At 47.3% G+C, this 25,887-nt stretch carries 29 protein-coding genes, 4 tRNA genes and 1 riboswitch; of the genes, 13 read left to right on the top strand and 20 right to left on the bottom strand.

The features are described from left to right. Positions 1-23 precede the first annotated feature (23 nt). The 8 genes from EL84_RS13485 to EL84_RS13450 all read right to left on the bottom strand — a co-directional run bounded on the left by EL84_RS13485 (position 24) and on the right by EL84_RS13450 (position 6,124). Positions 24-1,328 (bottom strand): CpaF family protein, encoded by a 1,305-nt coding sequence (locus EL84_RS13485; protein ID WP_047842032.1) that lies wholly within the window; start codon positions 1,326-1,328, stop codon positions 24-26. Then, positions 1,325-2,542: a hypothetical protein gene (locus EL84_RS13480; protein ID WP_047842031.1), complete on the bottom strand. Its 1,218-nt coding sequence runs from the start codon at positions 2,540-2,542 to the stop codon at positions 1,325-1,327. The genes EL84_RS13485 and EL84_RS13480 overlap by 4 nt, the downstream gene beginning before the upstream one ends. Positions 2,543-2,702: 160 nt before the next feature. Next, on the bottom strand, positions 2,703-3,086 hold the full coding sequence (locus tag EL84_RS13475) for a VOC family protein (protein ID WP_047842030.1): 384 nt from the start codon (positions 3,084-3,086) through the stop codon (positions 2,703-2,705). A gap of 210 nt (positions 3,087-3,296) precedes the next feature. After that, complete coding sequence (locus EL84_RS13470; RefSeq protein ID WP_036669080.1) at positions 3,297-4,160, bottom strand: DUF6612 family protein; 864 nt, start codon at positions 4,158-4,160, stop codon at positions 3,297-3,299. A gap of 99 nt (positions 4,161-4,259) precedes the next feature. Further along, positions 4,260-4,682 (bottom strand): thiol-disulfide oxidoreductase DCC family protein, encoded by a 423-nt coding sequence (locus tag EL84_RS13465; protein WP_047842029.1) that lies wholly within the window; start codon positions 4,680-4,682, stop codon positions 4,260-4,262. A 188-nt stretch (positions 4,683-4,870) separates the two neighbouring features. After that, a complete protein-coding gene (locus EL84_RS13460) occupies positions 4,871-5,149 on the bottom strand; it encodes a hypothetical protein (RefSeq protein ID WP_036610814.1) in 279 nt (92 codons plus the stop codon). A gap of 99 nt (positions 5,150-5,248) precedes the next feature. Beyond that, on the bottom strand, positions 5,249-5,494 hold the full coding sequence (locus tag EL84_RS13455) for a zinc ribbon domain-containing protein (RefSeq protein ID WP_036610816.1): 246 nt from the start codon (positions 5,492-5,494) through the stop codon (positions 5,249-5,251). Between the two features lie 210 nt (positions 5,495-5,704). Next, positions 5,705-6,124, bottom strand: a complete 420-nt coding sequence (locus EL84_RS13450; protein ID WP_036610819.1) for an organic hydroperoxide resistance protein — start codon at positions 6,122-6,124, stop codon at positions 5,705-5,707. A 400-nt stretch (positions 6,125-6,524) separates the two neighbouring features. Here EL84_RS13450 and EL84_RS13445 point away from each other — a divergent pair, with 400 nt between their 5' ends. Then, on the top strand, positions 6,525-7,820 hold the full coding sequence (locus EL84_RS13445) for an Nramp family divalent metal transporter (RefSeq protein ID WP_047844170.1): 1,296 nt from the start codon (positions 6,525-6,527) through the stop codon (positions 7,818-7,820). A gap of 105 nt (positions 7,821-7,925) precedes the next feature. Here the strand turns inward: EL84_RS13445 and EL84_RS13440 are convergent, their stop codons facing one another. Next, positions 7,926-8,609, bottom strand: coding sequence for an HAD family hydrolase (locus tag EL84_RS13440; RefSeq protein ID WP_047842028.1), 684 nt, complete (start codon positions 8,607-8,609; stop codon positions 7,926-7,928). A gap of 174 nt (positions 8,610-8,783) precedes the next feature. Beyond that, positions 8,784-9,182 (bottom strand): hypothetical protein, encoded by a 399-nt coding sequence (locus EL84_RS13435; protein WP_235193755.1) that lies wholly within the window; start codon positions 9,180-9,182, stop codon positions 8,784-8,786. 115 nt (positions 9,183-9,297) lie between these two features. After that, positions 9,298-9,473, bottom strand: a riboswitch (cyclic di-AMP (ydaO/yuaA leader). A gap of 371 nt (positions 9,474-9,844) precedes the next feature. Between EL84_RS13435 and EL84_RS13430 the strand changes: the two genes are divergently transcribed. Continuing rightward, positions 9,845-10,324, top strand: coding sequence for a glutathione peroxidase (locus EL84_RS13430; protein WP_036610823.1), 480 nt, complete (start codon positions 9,845-9,847; stop codon positions 10,322-10,324). A 147-nt stretch (positions 10,325-10,471) separates the two neighbouring features. On the opposite strand, the gene EL84_RS13425 is transcribed toward EL84_RS13430, so the two are convergent. Next, positions 10,472-10,554, bottom strand: a tRNA-Leu gene (locus EL84_RS13425). A 444-nt stretch (positions 10,555-10,998) separates the two neighbouring features. Here EL84_RS13425 and EL84_RS13420 point away from each other — a divergent pair. The 3 genes from EL84_RS13420 (at position 10,999) to EL84_RS30835 (ending at position 12,833) form a co-directional block, all read left to right on the top strand. Next, positions 10,999-11,700, top strand: a complete 702-nt coding sequence (locus EL84_RS13420) for an urease accessory protein UreF (RefSeq protein ID WP_161799427.1) — start codon at positions 10,999-11,001, stop codon at positions 11,698-11,700. A 266-nt stretch (positions 11,701-11,966) separates the two neighbouring features. Further along, complete coding sequence (locus EL84_RS13415) at positions 11,967-12,170, top strand: hypothetical protein (RefSeq protein ID WP_017690011.1); 204 nt, start codon at positions 11,967-11,969, stop codon at positions 12,168-12,170. 27 nt (positions 12,171-12,197) lie between these two features. Beyond that, positions 12,198-12,833, top strand: coding sequence for a hypothetical protein (locus EL84_RS30835; protein ID WP_053061478.1), 636 nt, complete (start codon positions 12,198-12,200; stop codon positions 12,831-12,833). A 30-nt stretch (positions 12,834-12,863) separates the two neighbouring features. On the opposite strand, the gene urtE is transcribed toward EL84_RS30835, so the two are convergent. The 5 genes from urtE to urtA all read right to left on the bottom strand — a co-directional run bounded on the left by urtE (position 12,864) and on the right by urtA (position 17,760). Continuing rightward, positions 12,864-13,559 (bottom strand): urea ABC transporter ATP-binding subunit UrtE, encoded by a 696-nt coding sequence (urtE, locus tag EL84_RS13405; protein ID WP_047842027.1) that lies wholly within the window; start codon positions 13,557-13,559, stop codon positions 12,864-12,866. After that, positions 13,537-14,346 carry an urea ABC transporter ATP-binding protein UrtD gene (gene urtD / locus EL84_RS13400; RefSeq protein ID WP_047842026.1) on the bottom strand — a complete coding sequence of 270 codons (810 nt, stop codon included), beginning with the start codon at positions 14,344-14,346 and terminating at the stop codon, positions 13,537-13,539. The genes urtE and urtD overlap by 23 nt, the downstream gene beginning before the upstream one ends. Beyond that, a complete protein-coding gene (gene urtC / locus EL84_RS13395) occupies positions 14,309-15,400 on the bottom strand; it encodes an urea ABC transporter permease subunit UrtC (RefSeq protein WP_047844167.1) in 1,092 nt (363 codons plus the stop codon). The genes urtD and urtC overlap by 38 nt, the downstream gene beginning before the upstream one ends. Before the next feature lie 21 nt (positions 15,401-15,421). Then, positions 15,422-16,327 (bottom strand): urea ABC transporter permease subunit UrtB, encoded by a 906-nt coding sequence (gene urtB / locus EL84_RS13390; protein ID WP_036610830.1) that lies wholly within the window; start codon positions 16,325-16,327, stop codon positions 15,422-15,424. A 182-nt stretch (positions 16,328-16,509) separates the two neighbouring features. Then, a complete protein-coding gene (gene urtA / locus EL84_RS13385; RefSeq protein ID WP_047842025.1) occupies positions 16,510-17,760 on the bottom strand; it encodes an urea ABC transporter substrate-binding protein in 1,251 nt (416 codons plus the stop codon). A gap of 261 nt (positions 17,761-18,021) precedes the next feature. On the opposite strand from urtA, the gene EL84_RS13380 reads away from it, so the two are divergent. Genes EL84_RS13380 through EL84_RS31330 form a run of 6 tightly spaced genes read left to right on the top strand, consistent with a single transcriptional unit; the run spans position 18,022 to position 22,805 of the window. Next, positions 18,022-18,324, top strand: coding sequence for an urease subunit gamma (locus EL84_RS13380; protein WP_036669066.1), 303 nt, complete (start codon positions 18,022-18,024; stop codon positions 18,322-18,324). Between the two features lie 17 nt (positions 18,325-18,341). Further along, complete coding sequence (locus EL84_RS13375; RefSeq protein ID WP_047842024.1) at positions 18,342-18,731, top strand: urease subunit beta; 390 nt, start codon at positions 18,342-18,344, stop codon at positions 18,729-18,731. Further along, positions 18,728-20,446, top strand: coding sequence for an urease subunit alpha (ureC, locus tag EL84_RS13370; protein ID WP_036610857.1), 1,719 nt, complete (start codon positions 18,728-18,730; stop codon positions 20,444-20,446). Before EL84_RS13375 ends, ureC begins: the two co-directional genes overlap by 4 nt. Before the next feature lie 33 nt (positions 20,447-20,479). Then, complete coding sequence (locus EL84_RS13365) at positions 20,480-21,175, top strand: urease accessory protein UreF (protein WP_082219012.1); 696 nt, start codon at positions 20,480-20,482, stop codon at positions 21,173-21,175. Between the two features lie 33 nt (positions 21,176-21,208). Further along, on the top strand, positions 21,209-21,928 hold the full coding sequence (gene ureG, locus EL84_RS13360) for an urease accessory protein UreG (RefSeq protein ID WP_017690021.1): 720 nt from the start codon (positions 21,209-21,211) through the stop codon (positions 21,926-21,928). Continuing rightward, positions 21,834-22,805, top strand: coding sequence for an urease accessory protein UreD (locus EL84_RS31330; RefSeq protein ID WP_161799426.1), 972 nt, complete (start codon positions 21,834-21,836; stop codon positions 22,803-22,805). Before ureG ends, EL84_RS31330 begins: the two co-directional genes overlap by 95 nt. A 109-nt stretch (positions 22,806-22,914) precedes the next feature. On the opposite strand, the gene EL84_RS13350 is transcribed toward EL84_RS31330, so the two are convergent. The 4 genes from EL84_RS13350 to EL84_RS13335 all read right to left on the bottom strand — a co-directional run bounded on the left by EL84_RS13350 (position 22,915) and on the right by EL84_RS13335 (position 23,863). Beyond that, positions 22,915-23,340, bottom strand: a complete 426-nt coding sequence (locus EL84_RS13350) for a helix-turn-helix domain-containing protein (protein ID WP_036610863.1) — start codon at positions 23,338-23,340, stop codon at positions 22,915-22,917. A gap of 169 nt (positions 23,341-23,509) precedes the next feature. Then, a tRNA-Leu gene (locus EL84_RS13345) sits at positions 23,510-23,592 on the bottom strand. A 17-nt stretch (positions 23,593-23,609) separates the two neighbouring features. After that, a tRNA-Lys gene (locus EL84_RS13340) sits at positions 23,610-23,685 on the bottom strand. Between the two features lie 106 nt (positions 23,686-23,791). Continuing rightward, a tRNA-Glu gene (locus tag EL84_RS13335) sits at positions 23,792-23,863 on the bottom strand. Between the two features lie 306 nt (positions 23,864-24,169). Here EL84_RS13335 and EL84_RS13330 point away from each other — a divergent pair. Continuing rightward, a complete protein-coding gene (locus EL84_RS13330) occupies positions 24,170-24,946 on the top strand; it encodes a DeoR/GlpR family DNA-binding transcription regulator (RefSeq protein WP_047842021.1) in 777 nt (258 codons plus the stop codon). Positions 24,947-24,950: 4 nt separating this feature from the next. Further along, positions 24,951-25,847 carry a Cof-type HAD-IIB family hydrolase gene (locus EL84_RS13325; RefSeq protein WP_036610865.1) on the top strand — a complete coding sequence of 299 codons (897 nt, stop codon included), beginning with the start codon at positions 24,951-24,953 and terminating at the stop codon, positions 25,845-25,847. Positions 25,848-25,887 lie beyond the last annotated feature (40 nt).

Genomic DNA, 25,887 nt, shown 5'->3' with positions numbered 1-25,887 from the left:
ACAGTAATCACCTTCCAATGACTTTAATTCGCGTTGTTATCTGATGAATCTATCTCAACACTATATTGTTCTATGTATCCATCCAGCCATTCCCCGAGCCCAGCCATCTGAATTTTATCCACCTGATTCAACTTTCCAACCTGTACTAACCCGCCAATAATTTTGCCTTCACGCTCTTGTTGTTCATGGAAACGAAACAGTGGATTCAGCATAACCTCACCGTCCTGCATGCCAATCACTTCACTAATCTCTGTCACCCGCCGTGAACGGTCTCGTAGCCGGGACAGATGTACAAATATATCGATCGCCGAACTAATCTGCTGCCTTACAACCGCAATAGGAAGATCCGCACCGCTAAGTACCATCGTTTCGAGTCTGCTAATCATGTCGGAAATCGTGTTTGCGTGCCCTGTAGACAATGATCCATCGTGGCCAGTGTTCATGGCCTGTAACATATCCAGCGCTTCTGCGCCCCTTACCTCACCAATCACAATCCGGTTCGGACGCATCCGTAAGGAAGATTTGATCAGATCCCGAATAGATATCTGTCCCTTGCCTTCGGTGTTTGCATTCCGCGTTTCCAGTGATACCAGATTTGGTACCGTAACTATCTGTAGCTCAGCTGAATCCTCAATGGTAATAATCCGTTCATCGGCAGGGATGAACTGTGATAATGCGTTCAGAAAGGTCGTTTTTCCCGATCCGGTCCCACCTCCAATGAAGATGTTGTATTTGCTCCGTACCAACTGCTGCAATAATTCTGCCGCTTCTTCATGCAGGGCTCCCTTTTCAATCAGATCAGACATCTTCATCGGTTCACTGGGGAATTTACGAATCGTCATCGTGGGTCCTTTCAAGGCAATAGGAGGCAACACGATATTGACCCGCGAACCATCCTTTAAACGGGCATCTACGATTGGAGAAGACTCATTTACAATCCGGTTTACCCCGGACACAATCATCTGGATGATATCCTCGAGCCGTTCCCTGGACTCAAATTCAAGGGTGATCTGGCTGACTTCACCTTCCTGCTCCACAAAAATCTCCTTGTGACTATTGATCATAATTTCCGTAATATCGGGATGATCCACAAGTGGCTGCAAAATATCCAATCCACGAAAGGAATCAAACAATCGCTGTACCAGCGTATGACGCTCTCCTGAGGTCAGATCATCCAGCTTCGGGTCGGTGAGAACTTTGCGTTCTATTCCCTGCCACAGTTCATCATCTCCTGCGGAAGAGGTTAAATCGAGGCCAGCCCTGACTTCCCTGCGCATCATCTGAAACTGTTCTTCACGCTCCAGTATTCTATTGGATGAATCCGTCATAGTGCCCACCGATCCTGCTTCTGAATTCGTCCCGTCTGCTTCAATTCTTCTTCGCCATCTTGGACCAGCATGGCACATAATCTCTTCACTTCACGTTGGAAGATCGGAGAACTAAGCATGACTTCCTCCTGACTGAGTTGCTTCCAAGAAGGAATATAGGGCAACACTGCATCCAGATGCAGATCAGGGCGTGGGAGTACATTGACGACATTGTCCCGATATTTGTTAACCACAAAGCGTGAACGCTCGAGCATACTTTCATACAAATCTGGCTTCGTACGCTCAGCATGCTGTAACCATTGTCCCCAACGATGCATGGCAGATATATCATCCTCAACCAACCAGACAAATGCATCTGCTGCATCCAGCACCCCTTCACTGCGCCCATCCCAACCGGAATCCCCATCCAGAATCAGCACGTCATACTGTCCACAATCCGTTAAATAACGAAGCAGATTCGACGTATCCTCACGAGTCATTTGCAACAGTTCTTTCCGATTCGATAATGGCCAGAACACATCGGATTTCAACGCTTCATGCCGGACCACATATCCATCTACGCCCTTCGATTGTACCTGTAACTGCTTGCCGGATTCCTTCCTGCCCACCTTCAGATCGTATAACAGGCGGGACAATCCCGTCTCCGCATCCGGGTGACGCTGCCCACTTCTAGTTAGTCCCTTTTCCAGAAACGGGAGCGTACTGTCCAGCGTCTCCAGATTCAGATAGAGAACAGCATAACCTGCAAGTCCCAATTGCTTCGCCATATGCAGGGCCACTGCCGTTTTGCCACTTCCACCCGAAGCGGATACTACACCGATGGAGAGAGTCTCTTGCCCTGGATGGTGAACCTTCTTACGGCGCGGCTGCCGGCAAGCATGCATCACAGCATCCAGCAAAGCAGGCAAGGGTTGATATTTCATCAGCCGTTTAGCCTCATCCACCTCCTCCATCCCTTCACTAAGCATTAGCCAAGGTACACCTGATACTTCTCCCCCGTTATTCAGCCAGTCATTCAGAAACTCCGGTTCCGCAATAACCAGATCCGGTAATTCTCTACCTTCTTGCTCTTTCATGTGATCCTTGAACGAATCCCCTTGGGAGAATGCTGTGAAACGCACATGAAGACCAGATGAATTTCCCTGTACATAATCAAGCCAAGCGCTAATGTAATCCCTATCCTTTGAAACCAGAACAACCTTCAGTACAATCAATTTTTCCTTCCCTCCCTGTCAAAAAGCACAAAAAAGCACCGTCCAATAACCGCATGAATATGCAGTATATGGACGGTGCTTCCGTCACGTGCTATGAATGTATGGATAATATAGCATACAATTTCTGGGGGAGCAAGGGATTTATTCTAACCCTTTTTCCTTAAGAGTTGTACGGTGAATCGAACTCAATAATGTTACGGTCCGGATCAAGTACAAAAATCTGCGCGAATCCAGCCACACTGTCAGGTCTCGCTTCATACTCAATTCCCTGCTGCTCCAGCCAGGCTATAGTCCCTGAATAACTGGTGACCCAGATCGCAAAGTGACCGTCTGTAGTATCAATCCCAGCCTCACGTAACGTGTGACCCTCCGGGTGCTGAAGCAGATGAAGCTGCTGGCTGCCGATAGCGTACCATGTACCCGTGGAGCGGAAGGCTGGACGTTCAATCTCCTGCATGCCTAGTAACCCCGAGTAGAACTTCTTCGCGATTTCCAGATCACGTACAGCCAGACTAACATGGTGGATGTGTGCATATTCAATCATCTTTTATATCCCCCTCTCTACTTCAATATGACTATACTATAACACCTTGAACCCTGACCATAATCTCCGCTAAACAGAAAAACACCCCTGATTCTAATCCGGTAAACCTCTCGGCTCACACAAATCTAGTTCAGAGGTGCCCTGCAAACGGCATACATTGATGCTCGCTTACCGCATTAAATCATCTTCAGCACATTTGGCATAACCAAATTATTTAGCGCTATCCAATGCTTCTTGTGGAATCTTGATCTCTTCCACTTGATCGTGGTTAGAAAATGTACTGTTCATCTTCATGTCCATCGTCATTTTCTGTCCATTCTGTTCCATCTCCATGACCATGTTTACATCCGTACCTGCAGGCAGATAGGTTTCCTTGTTAATCATATATTTCATCTTCATGCTTGTAATATTCATTTGTTCAAGCATCGCTTGGGTCTGGGCATTCGATCCGTTTTGCTCCATCACGGCTTTGGCCAGTTCCTTTACGTTATCACCGGATACATTAGCGTTAATGACATAATTGTCGCCATCTTCTGTAACTTCGGTGTCTTCCTCAATCTTTTTGAACTGATCCAATTCACCTTCTGGATTCATGCTTGCTTTCATCTGCTCCACCAATTCTTTGGTTTGAGCTTCAGGAATTTTAACCCATTGTTCTCCCACTTGTGAATAGATCGTATCTGAAGTGATGTATTGCTTTACATTCTGCGCTTCCTGCCCAGACATTTCCATTTTCATCTCTTGGTAGATCATCATTGGATCTTTGATGATATCCATTTTGAGCGATGTTTTAACCTGTTGATCCTGTGACTGTTCACCAGCATCCAGTTTCAGATTCTGATCAATGTTTGCTTCAGTTGTGAAGCTTTTCATTTCTTTGGTTGCTGCATTCGTTTTGGTAATCAACTCATCCAGGGTAGGGATCTTTGTTTCCTGCTCCGCAGGTGTATTACCCTCGTTAGATGTTTCGTTGTTAGTCGCTGGCGGCGTTGCCGTATTATCTGTGTCGTTTCCGCATGCTGCCAAGCTTACTGCTAATAATGCCCCGATAATTAATGTAGTCCACTTCTTCAAGTTGTTTTCCTCCCAAAATAGATATGATCTGTAGTCATTACCCAATTATTTCCGCTATTAATCATCACATTTGGATAAAATGTGTCGCACGAGACTTTTTCACAGAAATCGATCTTTAATCTCCGGTGTAGGCAGCATACATGCTTCATCCTTGCCAAACCAGCGATAACGGTTGCGTGCCACCATGTTATAGACCGCATTACGAATGAATTTCGGTACAATAATGAATACATATAATAATGGATAAGGAAATTTTAGACCTTTGGCCAATCGCAGTGCGGCGGTTGAACGTGTATAGTATTTTCCATTTTCAATCAGAACAAAGGTGTCCATACTATCTGTCGACAAATTTCCCTTCGCCAGCAGTTCCTTGGCTACATCCGATTGAAGCGATGCAAAATGATATTTTCCTTCCGGGTCACGCTTGATAATCCATTTGGTTAAGCCCTGGCAGAAGTGACAGACACCATCCACCAGTACGATCGGATGTCCCTGATGCACATCTGTTTGATTTGCTGTCATATTGGCTGCCTCCTATTGTTGCGGTTAGAGTAACTTACCCAATCTGGGCCTTCTTGTTCACTAATTCTATATTTATTTCTAGAGGTAGTTCAAAAAGACTGAACACCGCTCTTTTTGAACATGCATTAATGGGAAATATAAAGAAAAAGAGCGCAGGCATTGTGCCCACGCTCGTATCTGTCCGACAATTACTCCGTAACTGCCTTTTCCATCCATTGGTCATCGATCATCTGTTGATGCAGGTCACTTGCCCACTGGTCCATACATTTGCAAATGAAATCTTTGCGACATACTGGACAAGGCGTTTTCTGCAGACGGCTGATATTGGTCATCTTCCATTCCGGGGAACGGGTGTAGAATACACGGCATTTTGTACCGTCTACCAAATTCATTTTGAATTCATACAATCCGTCTTCCTTGTTACCATAAGCTAATTCTAAATCTGCAATACGCGGTCTATAAGACATGGATATCACCTGTTTAATTCAAATTTGGTTCATGCAATGACACTACTCAGTACTAAGTTATATTAAAGAAAATTCAGATCAATGTCAACTCGCGCATGTCTACCCGCCAAACAGAATATCCAGAATCGTCCCTACCTGTCCCTGTTTTTTCCCTTTCAAGACATCCGGATCAAATACTTCAACATACCCGCAGGAAGCACAAGCCACGAACAGGTAGTGGTTATGCTGTATATCAAACATCTTGCTCAGACCTGCTCCTGACATGGAAACTTCCTTAATGTTACAATCCGTACCCCTGCATTTTGTGCACACAAATCGCCGCTCGATCATCTCTTCAATACTCATCTTCGTTCCCCCTTTATGGAATGTGTAGCATGAAGTGAGAGTGCAATTATGTAAAATAGTACGCGATCTGGCATCTAATCTCCTGCATCATGTCCTTATATGATAATCAACACAAAACCCTGCCGATTGCCAGCAGGGCTTTGTAGTCGAACATCAGGTATCTGGGATACCCTGCTCTATATGTTCCCTTTACTTACCAGGAGTCAAATCTTAAACTACGTTTAATACAACATCAATGTTGCCGCGTGTTGCTTTGGAATATGGACAGAAATCATGCGCCTTGCGGGCCAGTTCCTCTGCTTGACTGTGATCTACACCAGGCATGCTAACGTCCAGACGAACAGACAGCTGAAAACCGTCATCCGCAGGGTCTTTACCAATGGATACATTACTTGTAACGACCACATCCTCCAATTTCACACCTGCTTTGCGTGCTACATTGGCAAGGGCACTTTCATAACATGCTCCATATCCAGCGGCAAAAAGCTGCTCAGGGTTAGTACCTTCACCACCGGAGCCACCAAGCTCTTTTGGCATTTTCAGATCATGCTTGAGTACGCCATCCGAAGAAGTCACCGAACCTGTACGTCCACCTTTAACTGTCGCTACTGCTGTATATAAAGCTTCCATTAAGAATCTCTCCCTTATCCATATAGTTTTTTACTGCCTTCCTTTCAATTTAAACTTCTGGCTCATTTTGAAACGCAATTTTGTATCTTTATCAGCTTTTACAACTTTATAATTTTCATGCATTTCAATGCCATGGCTGTATTTTCCCCAAGGTTGGGTAATATACGAAGGGGCATATTCAAGCTGGAACCGGAATTTTGTGTTGATACATAAAAGTTGCACTAGACAAAAATAATTGAAGGAGTACAATGTAACAATAAACATAAAAATTTAGATATATCATGAGCGGTTTGTACCGCATCAATATTTCAAAATCAATAATTCAAAGTCAGGTGATCATCGTATGAGTAAAAAAAATCCGTTCAACGCTCCTTCAAGAGAATCATTGTCTACTGCGGGCATGGCCCCTTCCCTTGGAGAAGCACATAGTTCCATGAAAGTTCCGCAGAATGCTGCATGGTGGAAGAAATTCCTCGCCTTTGTAGGCCCAGGATACCTTGTTGCCGTAGGTTACATGGATCCCGGGAATTGGGCAACAGATATCGCAGGCGGCTCGCAGTTCGGGTATACCTTGTTATCCGTTATCCTGTTATCGAACCTGATGGCCGTTGTCCTTCAGTCGCTGGCTGGCAAGCTCGGCATCGTCACTGGACGGGATCTGGCTCAAGCCTGTCGTGAACGATTCAGCATGCCTGTTGTTATGATGTTATGGATTTTGTGTGAGCTTGCCATTGCAGCTACCGATCTGGCTGAAGTCATTGGTTCTGCCATCGCATTAAAACTGTTATTTAACATCCCCATGTTATACGGCGTTATCATCACCGCAGTTGATGTACTCCTGATTCTTGTACTGCAAAACAAAGGTTTCCGCGCTCTGGAAACACTTGTCATTGTGCTGATGGCAACCATAGCCCTCTGCTTCGGGATTGATCTGTTTCTGGCGAAACCGGATATGGGCGGTGTTCTCCATGGTTTTGTACCAAATGTTGAGATTCTGCAAAACCCGGCCATGCTCTATATTGCCATTGGTATTATCGGAGCAACCGTGATGCCGCATAATCTGTACCTGCATTCTTCCATTGTGCAGACCCGTCAGATCGAACAGACCCCACAGGGCAAAAAAGAAGCCATTCGGTACTCGACCATGGATTCTACAATCGCGTTGACACTGGCCCTGTTCATCAATGCAGCCATCCTGATTGTATCTGCCGCTGTATTTCACAGTGCTGGTATGACGCAGGTTGCTGAGATCGCTGATGCCTATCATCTGCTGACACCTCTATTGGGTACTACGGTTGCAAGTATCCTGTTCGGTGTGGCGCTGTTAGCATCAGGTCAGAACTCTACCCTTACAGGTACACTCGCTGGGCAGATCGTTATGGAAGGTTTCCTGAACATTCGAATTCCGGCATGGCTACGCAGACTGGTCACACGTCTGATCGCCATCATCCCGGCGGTAATTGTCACAGCGATTGCAGGAGAACATGGCACAGAAGAACTACTCATTTTGAGCCAGGTCGTGCTGTCACTTCAATTGCCCTTTGCTGTAATTCCCCTGGTGATGTTCACAAGTGATAAAAAAAGTATGGGTGCATTCGCCAACAAATTGTGGCTCAAAATCATCTCATGGGTCATTACAGCTATTATCGTTATGCTAAATGTATATCTGATCATTCAGACGATCCGCTTGTTCTAATCTCATTCTAATCGACTAAATACTAAAAAGGCTGATCAACTCCGGTATGCTATACCCAAGTTGATCAGCCTTTATTGTTGCAATCCAATAAACAACCATCTGAATCTAATCCTGATTTGGTATCAGTAACGGCAAGAGTTGATCCAATGAATCAACAGTCCAATCCGCACGTTTGTCATCCGATAGTTCTGGCTGGAATCTTCCGTAACCCTGCATAATTCGAATCGTACGCATGCCCAGCTTCCGAGCAGGTATAATGTCGTTATCGATCCGATCGCCGATCATGACGGCTTCCTCCGGTTCACAACCGGCCTGCTTCAAGGCCACAGCGTATAACTCAGGGTCTGGCTTGGACACTCCTTCTTCAGCCGAACATGCCAGAACATCAACATACTTCCGCAAGCCGTAACTCTCCAGTCTCTCTTCCGTTCCAGGACTCTGATTGGCAATAATGCCAATGCGATAATGCCGTGACAACTGCTGAAGAACGGAATCTGCTGAAGGAAAAGGACGTTCAAGATCTTTTTGAAACTTCAGCTTGTCCTGAATCTGTTTTTGATGTCCCTCGTCTTTAACAAATGTGCGAATTGCCACTCTCATAGGCCATTGCTCATATTTTCGGTAACAGTTCGCGAACAGTTCTCTTACCGCCTCAATCTTCACCGGATATCTCAATGCACAGGCTTCGCGGACGAACTGTCCGATAATATCATCAACCGGCTCCCATTCATCCACCAGCGTATCTCCAACATCAAAAAACAACCATTTCAATCCACCTACATCCGGCACTCCAATTCCTCCTTGTAAGCATAAAAAAGAAGACTCACCATCATGCATGAGTCTCCTCAAACTTCCGTTTATCGATGAATCAATTTCATAATACCTTGAGTGAATTCTGAAATTGATTCTAATACATTCAATTATAACAGGCACCTTACACCTGAGCAATCACAAGCTATGGCATTAACCATTGAGGAGAAAGCCAACTTCCCCATTGAGCGAATATACAATCCGGTCTGCGCCCATGCCCCGATAGATGCCCTTAGGATGACTCTGCTCCGTAATGACGCACAGGGATTTCGATGTCCATGAACGGCAGATCTGTAAATAACGACAGGTCAGATTCAGGCTGTTCTCGAAAATAAACACGTTGCCTACGCTGCCCTGCGGCAAAAACCATTTTTGAGCTGCAGCCGTATTCATGCGAATGACATGTTCTACTCCGATTCTACGGAGTCTTCGCTCTTCCCCTGCACTGTTGGTTAGAACGGCAAACGGCATTTTTTTGTACATCAGCAATTTGATAAATTTGCGTCCTGCTTCATTTGGAGCAGTCACTAAGATCATCTCAGTATCCATCATTCGTTCCTCCCTTGGCGTGAAAAGACAACAAAAAAGAAGCGTGGGGGACCAAGGCCTCCCGAACGCTTCTTAAATAACCCATGGCGAAAACACCATGAACCAGCGTACGGCTTGTTGCCTCTCCCTTTAACGCTTACGAGGTTAGCTGACGGATTCGGGCGCGAGAGTCGCCCTATTTCCGGCTGTCACCGGAAAATTCACCCCATGAATGCCCACTGTCCTGGACAGCGCATTCCGTTGGTTCCCCCGTTTCCCATTCATTAATGAATGGAAACTCAGCGATTAAAACATCGTTCGTATATCTTAAGGTAAGATCGAGCGATATTATCGTTTGTTTCGTTTTTCAAGTACAATTTAGTTTAAATTGAAATTACGTTATGAATCATACACCCCCGCCATGACGGTGTAAAGTCCTTACAGATCACCGAATCGGCAGATTTTTGCCAATACTCGTTCATAATAACGCTTACAATAAGGTTATACTCTATCCATCTCTTCAAGGCTATCTAATTCTCACTCTGACGAAAATCCCTTCGTAATTCATTCACGTATTCAGCACAACTGGCCTGTTTTGATTCTTTTAACACCATATTAGTTTTGCAATATTTAATTGCAACCAATATAATAGAAGATATAAGAGTAAATAAATGGAGGCGATTTAGATGACAGTCTACGATTACAAAGTGAATACCCTTCGCGGTCAAGAAGTTGAAATGTCCGACTACCGTGACAAAGTGCTCCTGATTGTGAATACGGCAAGCTCATGCGGCCTTACCCCTCAATTCAAAGGTCTGCAAGAATTGCAAGACAAGTTTCAAGATGCTCCATTTGAAGTTCTTGGTTTCCCAAGCAACCAGTTTGCACAGGAAAAAGGATCTTCCGACGATATTGCCGAGTTCTGTCAGATGAATTATGGCGTGAGCTTCCCCATGTTTGAGAAAATTGATGTGAACGGCTCAAGCGCTCACCCTCTTTTCCAACACCTGAGCACAGAAGCTCCTGGCCTGCTCGGCTCCAAAGCAATCAAATGGAATTTCACCAAATTCCTCGTGGATCAGAACGGACAGGTCATTAAACGTTATGCTCCCAAAACAACACCGGACAAGATTGAAGAAGATATCAAGAATTTGCTGCAAAAATAATACACAGGCCACCCGTAGCCGGAAGGTAGAGCAACATTCCTCCGGTAATGGATGGCCTTTTTTCAACCCAGATGTCATACTGTTCGAAAAAGACAAAAAAAAGAAGCTTCCCATTAATGGAAAGCTTCTTTTTAATCGTTCATATGATGCGGTCGAGAGGACTCGAACCTCCACGGGCATACGCCCACTACCCCCTCAAGATAGCGTGTCTGCCATTCCACCACGACCGCATGTCGTAAATAATCGGCAACAGAATTGATTATACCGGGTTCAGAACTAAAAGTAAAGTATTTTTTAATACTTCTTTTTCAGCTAGGCATTTTCATCAAAAATCGCATAATCTCGTCATCTTTACCCATGAACTGCATATGATTAGATTTGATCCCCTCTTTTTCGGTAAGAGCCGATCTTGTTGATTCATTTATATATAGTCCTTCCTTATATATAGTCCTCCCTGCACTTCACCACATAAATAACACAATGAGTTATATAAAATAACACAAATATTAAATTCCAGATTTAATCCATTAATTTTCACGGATACTATTGACAAAAAGCGGACATTTATGGGATGATAACTATCATATAATTCGGATTTCTAAACACAAAGCAAACAAAAAGGAACATAAATGTTACTTTAAGTGACATTTAACGAACACAGGAGGCGAATGATTGTGAACCGTGGGAATAAGCTGCTCGATTATGTCAAACTGCTTGATTCCTCTATTCAGGTTGGAGGGTTCACCCATTCCTTCGGCATGGATATCCATATCAGGGAGGGTACCATTCGTAATGCTGAAGATCTCGAATCATTCATGCGTTGTCAGTTGCATCCGAGCATCGTTCGTCTTGAAGGTATGGCTATCAAAGGCATCTATACCGCAACAGATCACAAGGATACATGGCGGATAGCTCTGATCGACAAGCTCGTCCATGTTCAGCGAACCCCTGGAGATCTCAGAGAACAAGCTGCCGCCATGGGTAAACGATTGATCAGACTCGCACGAGCTCTGCACCCCTGGATTGAATTCAGCCAGCTCGAACAGATCTTTGCCAAATACGATTCGGTTGGCTGCCTCTCCACTGTTCACGCCTGGATTAACCACCACCTCGACATCCCGGTCGAGGAGGCGGTCCTTGGTTACCTGCATTCAGCCATGAATGCCTGCATAACCGAAGCCTCCAAAGTCATTCCCCTGAACAACGATACAACCAAGGATCTGATGGTCCGCCTGGCCACAGATCTGGAGAATGAATGGAAGACCGTCAGCGCCTCGGCTGCGGATGGACTGGCACAGCCAACCTCGATGTCCATGAAATCGTTTTTCCCCAGTTTCCATATGCTCGGAGCTGGACTTCATGCCTACAGGGCCTAATCCTCTTCCTCCTCATGCCTGCTCCCCTTCATTCAAAAAAACTAAAAAACACGCGGCAACCTCCTTGCCGACGTGTTTTTTGTCATTTCATTTGTTTTATTTACGTATTTACGCCATTTATAATCACAAAATACACTTTTTTCCGTCTTTTTTAATTGTTAGATGACGAATTTACGTATATAATAAAACATACAGCTCGCATTTCTATATATTCTACATGAAGAAAGGGCGGCTGAATACTACATTCTAACCAGGGGTGAACCCTTTTGAACAAGAAAAAACCAGTTACTCCGTTCGGATGGGCCATCAAACGACGGCTAACCGAACTTCAAGTGGACCAGAAGACCTTTTGTGAACAGCATGGCATCCCACCCTATCGTTTATCCAATCTTATTCACGGCACACGCAAAGCAACCCGATTCAGGCACCTGGTCGCTGATATTTTGGATATTCCAGATGAACTGAGATAAGATTTCTGCCAAAGGAGGGTCTCATCCATGAGACATGTTACATCCGATCTGGAGAGGCTGTCGTTCCAGTCCATACGTCACCAGCTCATCATTGTTGATGACAATTGGATTATCCAAAGTTGTAACCGTGCCTGGCAACAGGGACTTGGTCAATGCTCACCAAACCCGGATATACACAGTAGTCATAGACACTACCTGCACCTGACGGAAGCCTGGGCAAAACGAGGCAAGAACGCTAACATGGCACTTGTCGCACAGAATTTGAAAGAACGCGGAATACCCTTTAATCGAAATCATACATATGACATCTGCGTGTATACTGTATACAACGAAAAGAGGTGGTTTCGTGTAGAACTCACCCCTCTATCTTATTCAAATTCAATTCTGGATACCGATCTCGCTTTAATTGCACACATGGATATTACCGAACAAAGAAAGACAGAACACCAATTGAAGAAAGCATTGTCTGAAGTGCGCACATTGCGCGGACTGCTGCCTATTTGCGCTGTCTGCAAACAAATCAAGGACGAAGAGGAACACTGGAACTCCGTTGAGAGTTATCTGGAGAAGCATACCCACGCCGAATTCACGCATGACATCTGTCCGGAATGCATCCGGCGGTTATATCCGAAATACTCAAATATCCTGGACAAGCGCTCCTAAAACCTTTCTCCACTGGCCGACTAACTACAACTATACGGAGAGATGATGTTCAAACTGCGACATATCCAGTTCTTGCGGTGTCCCATGCAGGGTTATGGTTCCTTTGTCCATGATATAGATGTAATCTGCGGCACTTCGTACAAAATCAATACTCTGCTCTACCAGCAGAACCGAGAGGTTCCCCTTTGCCTTGAGCTGCAAAATAACCTGCCGAATGTCCTCCACGATAGAAGGCTGGATGCCTTCTGTCGGCTCATCCAGTAGCAACAACCCCGGACGCGAAGCCAATGCCCGGGCGAATGCCAACTGCTGCTGCTGTCCACCACTCAGATCCCCGCCCTGCCGTCCATACATCGTAGCAAGCACCGGGAACATCGCCAGTACATCCTCCGGGAACGTTTTTACTCCCGGTGCACTTGTCTCCAGACCGAGCAATAAGTTTTCTTTCACCGTAAGCTGCGGGAAAATCTCCCGCCCCTGCGGTACATAACCAATCCCTGCCCTTGCCCGCTTGGCTGTGTCCAAGGTGGATAACTCCTGATTTTGCCACTGAATACTACCCTTGCGTGTTTTGAGCAGCCCCATTAATGTTTTCATCAACGTTGTTTTCCCCACACCGTTACGGCCCATCAGACACACCACCTGTCCAGGCGGTACATCCAGGTTCACACCACGAAGCACATTGCTTTCCCCGTAGCCGGATTCAATTCGTTGCAGCGACAGCATGGTCATCCCTCCTTTTGCCCAGATACACTTCTGCCACTTTCGGGTCTGCCTGTACCTCCGCCATCGTACCTTCCTTCAGCAGTTTCCCTTCATGCATCACCGTTACCTTGGCTGCGAACTCTCGCACAAACTCCATATCATGCTCCACCACCACAACCGAGCGTTCACGCGCAATCTCTTGCAGAAGTCGCCCGGTCTTGTGTGTTTCTTCATCCGTCATGCCTGCGGCTGGTTCGTCCAGCAACAACACCCGCGGCTCCTGTAGAAGCAACATGCCAATCTCCAGCCACTGCTTCTCCCCATGTGATAACGCTCCTGCACGAGCATCAACGCGGTCTTGCAGACCAATCTGGAGGGTAACATGCTCCATGGCAGCACTCATTTTCCCATATCGACGAATACGGATGGCTTGCAAAGGGGAACGGCGAGTCTCCGCCGCCAGCGTCAGATTCTCCTGCACCGTCAGACCTGCAAAGATCGATGGCGCCTGGAATTTGCGTCCCACACCTTTGCGAACAATCTGGTGCTCCTTCAGTCGTGTTAATTCCGTGCCATCCGCCATCTTCACCGAGCCGGACATGGGTTTTGTTTTGCCACATATCACATCCAGCATCGTTGTTTTCCCAGCACCATTGGGTCCGATCAGAAAATGCAGGTCATGTTCATGCAGCTTCAGATTCATGCCTTTGACAGCAACGAACCCACCAAAGGCCACCGTAATATCCTCGGCTACCAACACCGCTGATTCCTCAGTAGACTTTAGGTTTTTCCCGAGTGACTTGGACATGCGCACTCTCTCCTCTCCGCTTCAGCAAGCGAACGACATGACGATATACACCTACAATACCGTTTGGCATGAACAAAACTACCGTTACAAAGAGCCCACCAATGACAAACAGCCACCCTTCGGGATAAGCCTCACTTATGCCTGTTTTGGCTGCATTCAGCACCACCGCTCCGATAATCGCTCCAATAAGCGTACCGCGACCACCCAGCGCAACCCACAGGACCATCTCAATAGAGGGCACAATCCCCATCATCGATGGCGAGATAATACCCACCTGAAGAACAAACAACATGCCCGCGATGCCTGCAAGCGCACCGGAAAAAGCAAAAGCCAGCGTTTTATATCCTGCCGGATCATATCCGAGGAATCGCACCCGATTCTCCCCATCACGCGCAGCTTCGAGCACTTGGCCGAACCGACTGTTCACCATTCGACGACAGAGCATATAAGCGATCACCAGAACAGCAAGCGTTATATAGTAGAGAGCAATCGTCGTTCCAGCGGAATGAAGTGTAAAACCAAAGATCGAATTATATCCGGTAATGCCATTTGTTCCACCCGTCCATTCCTGTTTACCAACAAAGAGTGTTACCGTAATGAGAACCAAGGCTTGAGTCAGGATGGTAAAATAAACACCGGTGATCCGGTTACGGAACGTAAACCACCCCAGGGCAAAGGCAAGCAATGCCGGAAGGGCTATCCCCAATAACAGCGCCACCGGGAAAGAGCGAAATGGTTCCCAGAACCACGGCAGACTACTGAGACCACTCCATCCCATGAAGTCAGGAAGCGTTGCTCCACTGGCCTGAAGCTTCAGATACATCGCCATCGCGTACCCACCCAGACCAAAGAACACCCCATGCCCAAGGCTCAGCACACCCCCATATCCCCAGATCAGATCGAGACCGATGGCCAGGATTGCCAGTGCCAAAAACTTGGCTAACAGACTCAGACGAAACTCCGTGGAGATTAGCGGGGCAAGACACATCATGATCAGCACAACCGCCCAGATAATCCTCATTTTCAGACTGCCAGTCTTGAGTAAAGCGGACATGAACTAACCCCCTTTTTCACGTTAATCGAGACTCCGTGTGCGCATCGCGACCAAGCCGCGTGGTTTCCATTGCAGGAAAGCAACGATACATACAAACACAAGCACCTTGCCAATGGAGGCCGAGGTATAAGTTTCGAACAGCGTGTTGAACATACCAATCCCCAATGCACCACACACGGTTCCAACCAATTTTCCCACACCACCCAAAACAACCACCATGAACGCATCCACAATATAATACGTACCAAGCGAAGGACCAATCGGACCAATGAGCGTTAATGCACAGCCAGCAATTCCGGCAATGCCCGAACCAATCGCAAAGGTCATGCCATCCACCCGCCGGGTCGAAATCCCAAGACACCCCGCCATGCTCCGATTCTGCATCACAGCCCTCATTCGTCTTCCGGAAGATGTTCGATAGATATAGAGATACATACACAGCAGCACCACCGCAACCAGTGCGATAATGAAAATTCGTTTATACGGAAATACAATACCATCCGAGATCGCCAATCCCCCATTGAGCCAAGCCGGACTGGATACTCCCACATTGGGTGCTCCGAATATTGTACGGGCCAGTTGTTGCAGCATCATGCCTACACCCCATGTCGCAAGCAGACTGTCCAGCGGCCTGCCATACAGATGCCTGATCAGCACCACTTCAAGCAACCAGCCAATCAGAGCCGCTACAATGAACGCAATCGGCAGAGCCACAACAAAATAGGCACCGAACCACGCCGCTGGAGCATAGGACATGAACAGATTTTGTGTTACATACGTTGCATATGCACCAATCATGATCAGTTCACCGTGAGCCATATTGATGACATTCATCAGCCCAAACGTTACTGCAAGCCCCAATGCAATCAACAACAGAATTGAACTGATACTCAGACCGTTGAACATCTGCAGGATAAACATATCCATCGCTATCCCCTCCTCCATACCGTGACTCTCGATATTTCACATGAATTCAATTAGCGGCAGTAACATTTTTCACATCACAGTAACGCTTTACCGCGATACGGTAAGAGGATGTGTTGTCACACCCTCGTTTATGTTTCGGCTGCTTTGAAGCGAGTTGCCTGTTTTATTGCGAGGTTTCTATGTTATTTAGCGCTGAGGGTTGCTCCCCATTCATACGTTTTCAGATAAGGGTCCGGCTTTACAGGCTCACCAGAATTCCACAATTCCTTGAACTGCCCATCCTCCTGCACCTCACCGATCCGTACGGTTTTGTAGATATGCTGATTCTCTCCATCCACGGTTACCTTACCTTCCGGGGCATCAAACTCCAGACCCTTGGCAGCTGCCTTCACCTTCTCCACGTCGGTTGATCCTGCTTTTTCCACCGCCGCCTTCCAGAGATAAACCGCCACATATCCCGCTTCAATCGGATCAGCTGTCACTCGATCAGCACCATATTTTTCTTTATACTTGGCAACAAATGTAGCATTTTCAGGTGTATCCGTTGTCTGATAATAATTCCACGAAGCCAGATGCCCCTTCAATACGTCTGCGCCAATACCACGGATTTCTTCCTCCGCCACACTTACCGAGAGGGTCGTCATCTGATCCGAGGAGATTCCGGCATCTTTCAATTGTTTGAAGAAGGCCACATTGCTATCTCCGTTCAGCGTATTGTATACAATATCCGGCTTTGCAGCTTTGATTTTGCTGATAATGGTACTGTAATCGGTATGACCCAGCGGTGTGTATTCTTCACCCACTACTTCGCCGCCTTCTGCTGCGAGTTGTGCCTTAATGACCTGATTGGCCGTTTTTGGGAATACATAATCTGAACCGAGCAGATAAAACGTCTTGCCCCTGTTCTCCAGTAACCAGGTTACGGATGGAACGATCTGCTGATTGGTAGTTGCTCCTGTATAAAAAATATTTGGCGACGATTCCAATCCCTCATATTGCACCGGGTAAAACAATAGACCTTTATTCTGTTCAAACACCGGGAGCATAGCCTTCCGACTTGCAGAGGTCCATCCACCAAATACAGCAGCGACCTTATCCTGTTGCAGTAACTTCCCAGCCTTCTCCGCAAAAGTAGGCCAATCCGAAGCGCCATCCTCAATTACAGGTTCGATCTGTTTACCCAAAACTCCGCCTGCGGCGTTAATCTCTTCAATGGCAAGCATCTCCGCATCTTTAACAGATACTTCACTGATCGCCATCGTTCCGCTGAGAGAGTGAAGAATACCTACTTTAATCGTATCACCGGATGCAGCCGGCTCTCCTGTACCACCTGAACCCGAAGCTTCAGGAGGCGCAGCGCCCTCCACACATCCTGTCATCACAATGACCGCACCCAGCAAAATACTCCATAACTTGACCGACCTCTTCTTCAATAGCCTACACTCCCTTTTTTTAGTCTATTGACGAACATTAAGGTCATTTGCGTCCGAAATGTTCGTTGATCCAAATTATGGAGGGTTACTCTCTTCATGTCAATATAGCTTACATAATTTTATTTCATGCCTACCTGTTTCATGCATACTGCTAATAAGCCTTGAAGCTTATTGACAAAGAAATCACCCTGTGTGAGTATATTTAACATACAATATGATCCATGAACATATCAGACATTATAAGCGAAAGGTCGGATTGCCTTGCACTGGACTGAGCAGGAAAAGGAAAAACTCCTGATTACCGTGGCCGCTAACCTCTCCCGTGAACGAAGAGCACGCGGACTCAAGTTGAATGTTCCCGAAGCCATCGCCTTGTTGACCTCCGAACTGATGGAACGAGCACGGGATGGAATGAGTGTTGCCGAATTAATGAGATACGGAGGCACCATCCTGACACGTGAAGACTGTATGGATGGTGTTCCCGATATGATTCCTGAAGTACAGGTAGAAGCCACATTTCCTGACGGTACAAAACTGGTTACTGTACATGAACCTATACGCTGAGAAAGGCAGGAGAAACCATGATTCCTGGTGAATACCGCTTGAAGCCAGATGACGACATCATCTGTCATCCGGATCGTTTAACCCTACGACTCCTTGTCCTTAACCGCGGCGACCGCCCCGTCCAAGTCGGCTCTCACGTTCACTTCTATGAAGTTAATGCAGCACTGGACTTTGATCGCACGTCAGCTTTTGGACATCGCCTGCACATTCCGGCAGGCACCGCAGTTCGCTTCGAACCCGGTGAAGAGAAACCTGTTGAACTCACGACCTTTGGCGGCAAACGCCAGATTCACGGGTTCAACGGATTAACCGAAGGCTCTGCGGATCAAGCCCCTGATCCACTGAAACTGGAGGCATTCCTGAAGACGTTCTCCCCTCCCATACAAGATGGAGGTGAACCTTCATGAAACGAATGAGCCGTGAACAATACGCGTCCATGTTTGGACCAACAACCGGCGACGCCGTAAGACTTGCAGATACCGAACTATGGGCAGAGATTGAACATGATTATGCCGTCTACGGAGACGAGAGCAAATTCGGGGGCGGCAAGGTTATCCGCGACGGAATGGGCCAGTCCACCACTGCTCTGCGAAGCGACGGCACTCCTGATACTGTTATCACCAACGCTATCATTATCGATCATTGGGGCATTGTAAAAGCGGATATCGGCATTCGGGATGGTCACATCTGCGCCATTGGCAAATCCGGTAACCCGGATACAATGGATGGCGTTCATCCCGCACTGGTCATCGGTGCTTCCACCGAAATCATCGCTGGTGAAGGCATGATTGTAACCGCTGGCGGCATTGATACCCATATTCATTTCATCTGCCCACAGCAGATTCAGACTGCGTTATCCTCCGGGGTCACGACCATGATCGGCGGCGGAACAGGACCAGCAACAGGAACCAAAGCCACCACCTGCACACCAGGAGCCTGGCACATCCATCGGATGTTAGAATCGGCAGAGGCTTTTCCCATGAACATCGGTTACCTTGGCAAAGGCAACAGTTCCAGTACCGCACCTTTAATTGAACAGATTGAAGCTGGGGTAATCGGCCTGAAGCTGCATGAAGATTGGGGCACTACCCCGAGCGCTATCGATGCCTGCCTGACTGCCGCCGGGGAACATGATGTTCAAGTCGCTATCCACACCGATACACTGAACGAAACCGGATTTCTCGAAAACACCCTGGCTGCAATCAACGGCCGGACGATCCACACGTACCATACGGAAGGCGCTGGTGGCGGACACGCACCGGATATTATCCGGGCCGCTGGGGAGTCCTACGTTATCCCCTCATCAACCAACCCAACACGACCATACACACGCAACACCGTAGAAGAGCACCTTGATATGTTGATGGTGTGTCACCATCTGGACCCTTCCATCCCGGAAGATGTAGCTTTTGCCGATTCACGGATTCGTCCAGAGACAATCGCAGCCGAAGACATTTTACATGATCTTGGCGTGTTCAGCATCATCAGTTCCGATTCTCAAGCCATGGGCCGAGTGGGCGAAGTCATTATCCGCACCTGGCAGACAGCCGACAAAATGAAAAAACAGCGCGGCAAACTTGAGCTCAACCCGAATTCTCCCTCCGATAACGATCGGATCAAGCGATATGTCGCCAAGTACACTATCAATCCAGCTATCGCTCACGGAATCGGTCATCTCGTCGGTTCGGTGGAAGTTGGCAAGCTGGCAGATCTAATCATATGGAAACCGGCTTACTTCGGTGTTAAACCCGAGATTGTCATTAAGGGTGGCATGATCACATTTGCCCAGATGGGTGATCCCAATGCGTCCATCCCGACACCTCAGCCGGTATTTGGCAGACCGATGTTCGGAGCCTATGGTAGCGCCATTGCCAGCGGATCGATCACATTTGTCTCCCAAGCCGCAGCAGAAGCAGGGATCAAAGAGTCATTGGGCCTGAAAAAGCGGGTTGAACCCGTTAAAGGCTGTCGCTCAGTCAGCAAAAAAGACATGATTCATAACGACGTCACCCCTGTCATTGAAGTCGATCCCGAAACCTACGAGGTACGCGCCGACGGCGAGCTTCTCACCTGCGAACCCGCAGACGAGTTGCCTATGGCACAGCGGTACTTTATGTTTTGATAGGAATACGGATTAGCTGATAAGGGGGCGCTCATGATGAATAGTGGCACGAAGCTACTCCGTTACGTTCAGCTGCTGGATTCAGCCCTGCCCATCGGTGGTTTCTCCCACTCCTTCGGTCTGGAAGCTTACACGCATGATGGCACCGTGCAAAATACCGCGCAGCTTGAACAGTTTATTCGCAGCCAGCTTCACTCCAGTCTTGTACGACTAGATGGTCTTGCCATCAAAGGCGTCTATCAGGCGATAAAACAGCAAGATGCCGCTCTACTTGCCCTGTATGACAAACGTGTCCACGCCCAGCGCTCCCCTCGGGAACTCAGGGAAAGCGGCCACAAAATGGGAAAGCGACTGCTCAAGCTGGCCCGTTCACTCTATCCATGGATGGACTTTTCCCTGATTGATAAGGCCATCCGGGAACATGGCGCGTATTGCGGCATCACGACCATTCACGGTTATATCAACTACCAATTGGAGATTGAATTGGATGAAGCCGTTACCGGGCATCTGTATACCTCAGTGAACGCTTATGTGAACAGCGCACTTCGCCTGCTGCCCATCGGACAAACCGAAGCGCAGATGTTGATTCAGAAACTGCTTGATGATATCGAAGCGGAATGGGCGCTCATTCGGGAAAATGACCCGGAAGATATGCACAGCTTCGGAATCGCCCAGGAAATCTACGCCATGCGGCATGAGACCTTACCCGCGCGGCTGTTTATGTCTTAACTACAACTTTTATCTAACCAAGGAGGAATTGTTATGTGTGGAGGAGCTAATCATACGCATCATCCGGAGTGGGAACGTAAGGCATTTGATCGGAGTCGTCCGATGCGAATTGGAATTGGTGGACCGGTAGGTTCAGGTAAAACAGCCTTGGTGGAGAAGCTGTCCAAGGCACTGCGTACACGTTATAGCCTTGCTGTCATCACGAATGACATTTATACCAAGGAAGATGCCGAAATCTTGCTGCGTCAGAATGCACTGGCACCAGAGCGCATTATCGGCGTAGAGACAGGCGGATGCCCGCACACGGCTATCCGTGAAGATGCTTCCATGAATTTCGAAGCAGTTGACGAGTTAATTGAACGCTTCCCGGATCTGCAACTGATCTTCATCGAGAGCGGTGGTGACAATCTCTCTGCTGCATTCAGTCCGGAACTGGCTGATGTGTTCATCTACATTATCGACGTTGCTCAAGGAGAAAAACTTCCTCGCAAAGGCGGTCCCGGCATCACACGTTCAGATCTGCTGTTAATCAACAAAACCGACCTCGCCCCTTACGTTGGAGCAAGCCTGGAAGTTATGAAAAATGATACCGAGCGGGTACGCGAAGGCCGCCCTTATGTCATGTCTAATCTAATGAGCGGTGAAGGTGTATCCGAGATTGTCCACTGGCTTGAACATCAATATATGGATGACGATGCTTCCGCTGCACATCTGCATTCACACAGCCATGAACATGGCACTCACTCGCATTAATTCATCTTCTGTCCCCACGGGAACAGAGATAAATAGGAATGAAAGTGCAGGTGCGCCCGTCACACGCCGCAGCGAGCTTCGGGCCACCTTTGCCTTTCAAGGCGACCGGACTGTCATGACTGATCGTTATTACAGCGCACCACTCCGGTTTAGCCGATCCTTTCGACCTCCCGGAGGCGGAACCGAATTATGTGTGTACACGTCAGACGTCTCGCCCGGAGTCCTTAACGGGGATCATTATCATTCCGAGTGGGAACTAGGTGAAGGAACCCATGTGATGCTGAGTAGTACGTCAGCTACCAGGCTTCATCCTACACCTTCCATTCCCTCATCCGTTAATCATCACTTTCGGTTGGGAAAAGGGGCTACGCTGGAATACTTTCCTGAATGCGTCATTCCCTTCAAGGGAAGTTCTTCTTCGCTCGCTGTAACCTTCGAGCTGGAAGAACAGGCAATCCTGGCCTATGCAGATATCTGGTCTGCCGGACGGATTCATCGGGGAGAAGCCTTCCAATTCGAGCGTTACCGCAGCTTGACGGAGATATGGCAAGGTGAACAACTGGCTGTCTGGGATCGATTCGGACTCGAACCGGATACCGATGATCCCAAACACTCAGCGTCTCTCCTTCACTACACACATACCGCTGCGTTATGGATGATTGCCCCAGGTCTTGGTACTGCGGAGTTGGAGCAAGTCAGATCTGCGCTGCCACCAGATGGGCGAATGCTCGCAGGTGCAAGTTTGCTGGCAACCGGAGGCATCGGCGTTCGACTCCTTGGCATGGCAGCTTGGGAACTTCAGGAGCAGTGTCTTCAGATCTGGAACACACTCCGCCCACAGCTGCTGGGCAAAGAAACTCTTGTCTTTCGTAAATAAGGGCATCAAGCATAGTTAACACCAAAAAAAACCTCTGAACTGTCTCCGAGTGTGTTCGGATTAGTCCAGAGGTTTTGTACATTCAGTCTATGGATGCTGCTCATATCACTTACGCTTCGTTTTCCTCAGAATCGTTCTCTGATTTGTTCTCAGGTTTATAGCGATAGTCGCCTGCATCCTTACTTTCCTTGGATTTGCGGTAACGGGTGAACTCAATATATTCGCTGATAAAAGACTGTTCCACAGTCGATAATTCACTTTCTTGGCAATTCAATTGCCGCAAAACGTCAAAAAAATAATCCTCCCGTTTTTCCCGAACCATCGCTTCCTTCGATGGACGTCCAATCATGAGCCAGTCGAGGCTCACATCAAAAAACGAAGCAATCTCAATTAATTTATTCGTACTCGGAATAGACTTGCCACGTTTCCAATCACCCAGATTGCCTGTGCTAATCTTCAGCTGTTGGCAGAAAGCCTTCTTGGTCATTCCTCGTTCGGCAATCAGGTGTTCAATTCGCTCATAGATCGACTGCATACAAGAACCGCCTTCCAACCGTAATAATCAACTCATCTGCTTGAATTATACCACATTATTCCTGAATGCTCAGCCTTTATATGCCTGAAACAGGATGAGGTATATCGTATAACACAAAGATAGACTCCCATGAATGATCATAGAAGTCTATCTTATGTTGTTGCTGTGATGCGGTCGAGAGGACTCGAACCTCCACGGGTATACACCCACTACCCCCTCAAGATAGCGTGTCTGCCATTCCACCACGACCGCATATTCAATTGTAAAAATGGTGAGCCATGAAGGGCTCGAACCTTCGACACCCTGATTAAAAGTCAGGTGCTCTACCAACTGAGCTAATGGCTCTTGCTGTAAACTTCACCGGATGTGCCATGCTTCATTCTTGTCTATAAGAGCAATGACTTTGAGGAATACTCATCGAAAATGTAGATCTCATGAGGTGGTGAAGATATGACCCGTAGGGGATTCGAACCCCTGTTACCTCCGTGAAAGGGAGGTGTCTTAACCCCTTGACCAACGGGCCTTAATAACAAATTGTCTTTCTTGGCGACAAGAATGAGTATACCACAGGACAATTTGAACTTGCAATACTTTTTTAAAAATTTATTTTTCAAGCCTTTTTGCCCATTGCATACTCTTCTTCAGAGCCCCGTTATTAGCCACCTCCCGTTCATGCCAATGTCATCCCCGTGCAGGAACAATGTAAACCATCCATCAAAACACTTATAAAAACTTACGTTCACTTATAATATTGCAAATCACATTAAGAATACTTATAATTAAAGTATCAGTATAAGTACGGTCATCCATACACTCGGAGGTGACATGTTTGTTTCAAGAAGAACGAATGCAGCTCATTGTTGAACATCTACGCAAACACAATCGCATCTCAGCCGATGATATTGTCGCCTTGTTTGATGTATCACGGGATACTGCACGCAGGGATCTGATTAAGCTTGAGGAACAGGATGCCATTATCCGAACACGTGGCGGCGCGATTCTCCCCCCTCCTCCGCAAGAATTCAGATCCTACAAAGACCGTTTACTCGATGTATCTGAGGAAAAGAGGGCCATCGGCAAACTCGCTGCGGCCATTGTAAGGGAAGGCGAGATCATTATTCTGGACTCTTCCACGACTGTGCAGGCCTGTGCCGAGAACTTAAACGGCAAATCCTGTACCGTCATTACTAATTCGATTCATTCCGCTGATCTTCTCTCCAATCACACTGCTGTCCAGATTCGTTTGCTCGGAGGCAAAGTAGATAAGGAACAACGTTATGTCTACGGTACCTCTGTTATCGAGACCCTCTCCCACTATTATGTAGATAAAGCCTTTATCGGAATTGGCGGTATCACCATGGATGGCTTCAGTGCTTCCGAAGAGGAAGGAAAAATTAAACACCAAATGATGAAAGCTGCCAAGAAAGTTGTTGTTCTTGCAGATCAATCCAAGTTTGATAGACGTTATGGTTATCGTTTTGCCGACTGGTCATTGGTGGATGTATTGATTACGGATCAATGGCCAACCAAAGAATGGCTTGTTTTTCTAGCCGAACAACAGGTTGAGATTCTCATTCCTGAACCTACAGATGATAAGGAGTTGTAAATATATGAAATTATTTGCCACAGATTTAGATGGAACTTTGTTGAACATAGATAGCCAGATTAGCCCGGAGAATGCCGCAGCCATCCAAAAGGCCCAGCAATCCGGTATGAAAGTTACCATTGCAACAGGACGTGTCTATTCCGATGTTGTGACCATCAGCCGCGAAGGCGGAATCAAAACCCCGATTATCGGCTCCAACGGAGCGACAATTCATGATGCAGACGGTGAACGTTTATTCCATCTTCCGCTCGAGCGTGACACAGCAGCTTCCGTCATGCAGTGGCTGGAAGATCATGATGTCTATTATGAGGCTTCAACGCAACAAGGCATCTATGCCCCGCGTAGCAGTCATGAGACCTTGCTCGCCGAGATGGAACGTGTTCTTGGTTCGAACCCTGGTGAGGACATTGCACGCATGATTCGCTCCATCAAGAAACACTATGACAAAAAAGACTACCACCGCGTAAACAGCCATCTCGAAATTCCGGCAGAAGCCTACATCTATAATATTATGGCCTTCTCCATGAATCCGGACAAAGTAAAGACAGGACGAGAATACTTCGCATCCCGATCCGATGTCGCAATGGTTGTTTCCTTTGAGCATAACTTCGAAATGCAGCACCCGGACGTATCCAAAGGTAATGCCCTCACCAAACTGGCGGCTCACCTGAACATCTCCATGGAAGATACAGTAGCGATCGGTGATAACTTCAACGATGTCTCCATGTTAAAAATGGCAGGACTCGGCATCGCCATGGGTAATGGCGAACCCGAAATCCAGGCATTAGCCAAAGCCATAACGCTGACCAATGTGGAGCACGGTGTTGCCCATGCCATCGAGTGCCTGCTTGAAGGCAAACCGGTATCCCGCCCAGAAACGATTGTCGGAGAAGGTCAGTAATTGGACCCATACTGAATTAAGTACTGAACCTGCGTGGTCA

This window comes from Paenibacillus sp. VT-400, from assembly GCF_001029205.1.
Taxonomy (GTDB): domain Bacteria; phylum Bacillota; class Bacilli; order Paenibacillales; family Paenibacillaceae; genus Paenibacillus; species Paenibacillus amylolyticus.
The sequence above is the reverse complement of the archived record's forward strand: the minus strand, read 5'-3'. Positions and strand labels throughout refer to the sequence as shown.

Coding starts and splice junctions, on each gene's coding strand:
- EL84_RS13430 (WP_036610823.1), top strand. CDS start 9,845: ATGACAGTCTACGATTACAAAGTGAATACCCTTCGCGGTCAAGAAGTT.
- ureG (WP_017690021.1), top strand. CDS start 21,209: ATGTGTGGAGGAGCTAATCATACGCATCATCCGGAGTGGGAACGTAAG.
- urtB (WP_036610830.1), bottom strand. CDS start 16,327: ATGGATATGTTTATCCTGCAGATGTTCAACGGTCTGAGTATCAGTTCA.
- EL84_RS13435 (WP_235193755.1), bottom strand. CDS start 9,182: ATGATGGATACTGAGATGATCTTAGTGACTGCTCCAAATGAAGCAGGA.
- EL84_RS13375 (WP_047842024.1), top strand. CDS start 18,342: ATGATTCCTGGTGAATACCGCTTGAAGCCAGATGACGACATCATCTGT.
- ureC (WP_036610857.1), top strand. CDS start 18,728: ATGAAACGAATGAGCCGTGAACAATACGCGTCCATGTTTGGACCAACA.
- urtC (WP_047844167.1), bottom strand. CDS start 15,400: ATGTCCGCTTTACTCAAGACTGGCAGTCTGAAAATGAGGATTATCTGG.
- EL84_RS30835 (WP_053061478.1), top strand. CDS start 12,198: ATGAGACATGTTACATCCGATCTGGAGAGGCTGTCGTTCCAGTCCATA.
- urtE (WP_047842027.1), bottom strand. CDS start 13,559: ATGCTGTCGCTGCAACGAATTGAATCCGGCTACGGGGAAAGCAATGTG.
- EL84_RS13325 (WP_036610865.1), top strand. CDS start 24,951: ATGAAATTATTTGCCACAGATTTAGATGGAACTTTGTTGAACATAGAT.
- EL84_RS13465 (WP_047842029.1), bottom strand. CDS start 4,682: ATGACAGCAAATCAAACAGATGTGCATCAGGGACATCCGATCGTACTG.
- EL84_RS13485 (WP_047842032.1), bottom strand. CDS start 1,328: ATGACGGATTCATCCAATAGAATACTGGAGCGTGAAGAACAGTTTCAG.
- EL84_RS13450 (WP_036610819.1), bottom strand. CDS start 6,124: ATGGAAGCTTTATATACAGCAGTAGCGACAGTTAAAGGTGGACGTACA.
- EL84_RS13460 (WP_036610814.1), bottom strand. CDS start 5,149: ATGTCTTATAGACCGCGTATTGCAGATTTAGAATTAGCTTATGGTAAC.
- EL84_RS13455 (WP_036610816.1), bottom strand. CDS start 5,494: ATGAGTATTGAAGAGATGATCGAGCGGCGATTTGTGTGCACAAAATGC.
- EL84_RS13475 (WP_047842030.1), bottom strand. CDS start 3,086: ATGATTGAATATGCACACATCCACCATGTTAGTCTGGCTGTACGTGAT.
- EL84_RS13350 (WP_036610863.1), bottom strand. CDS start 23,340: ATGCAGTCGATCTATGAGCGAATTGAACACCTGATTGCCGAACGAGGA.
- urtD (WP_047842026.1), bottom strand. CDS start 14,346: ATGTCCAAGTCACTCGGGAAAAACCTAAAGTCTACTGAGGAATCAGCG.
- EL84_RS13445 (WP_047844170.1), top strand. CDS start 6,525: ATGGCCCCTTCCCTTGGAGAAGCACATAGTTCCATGAAAGTTCCGCAG.
- EL84_RS13365 (WP_082219012.1), top strand. CDS start 20,480: ATGATGAATAGTGGCACGAAGCTACTCCGTTACGTTCAGCTGCTGGAT.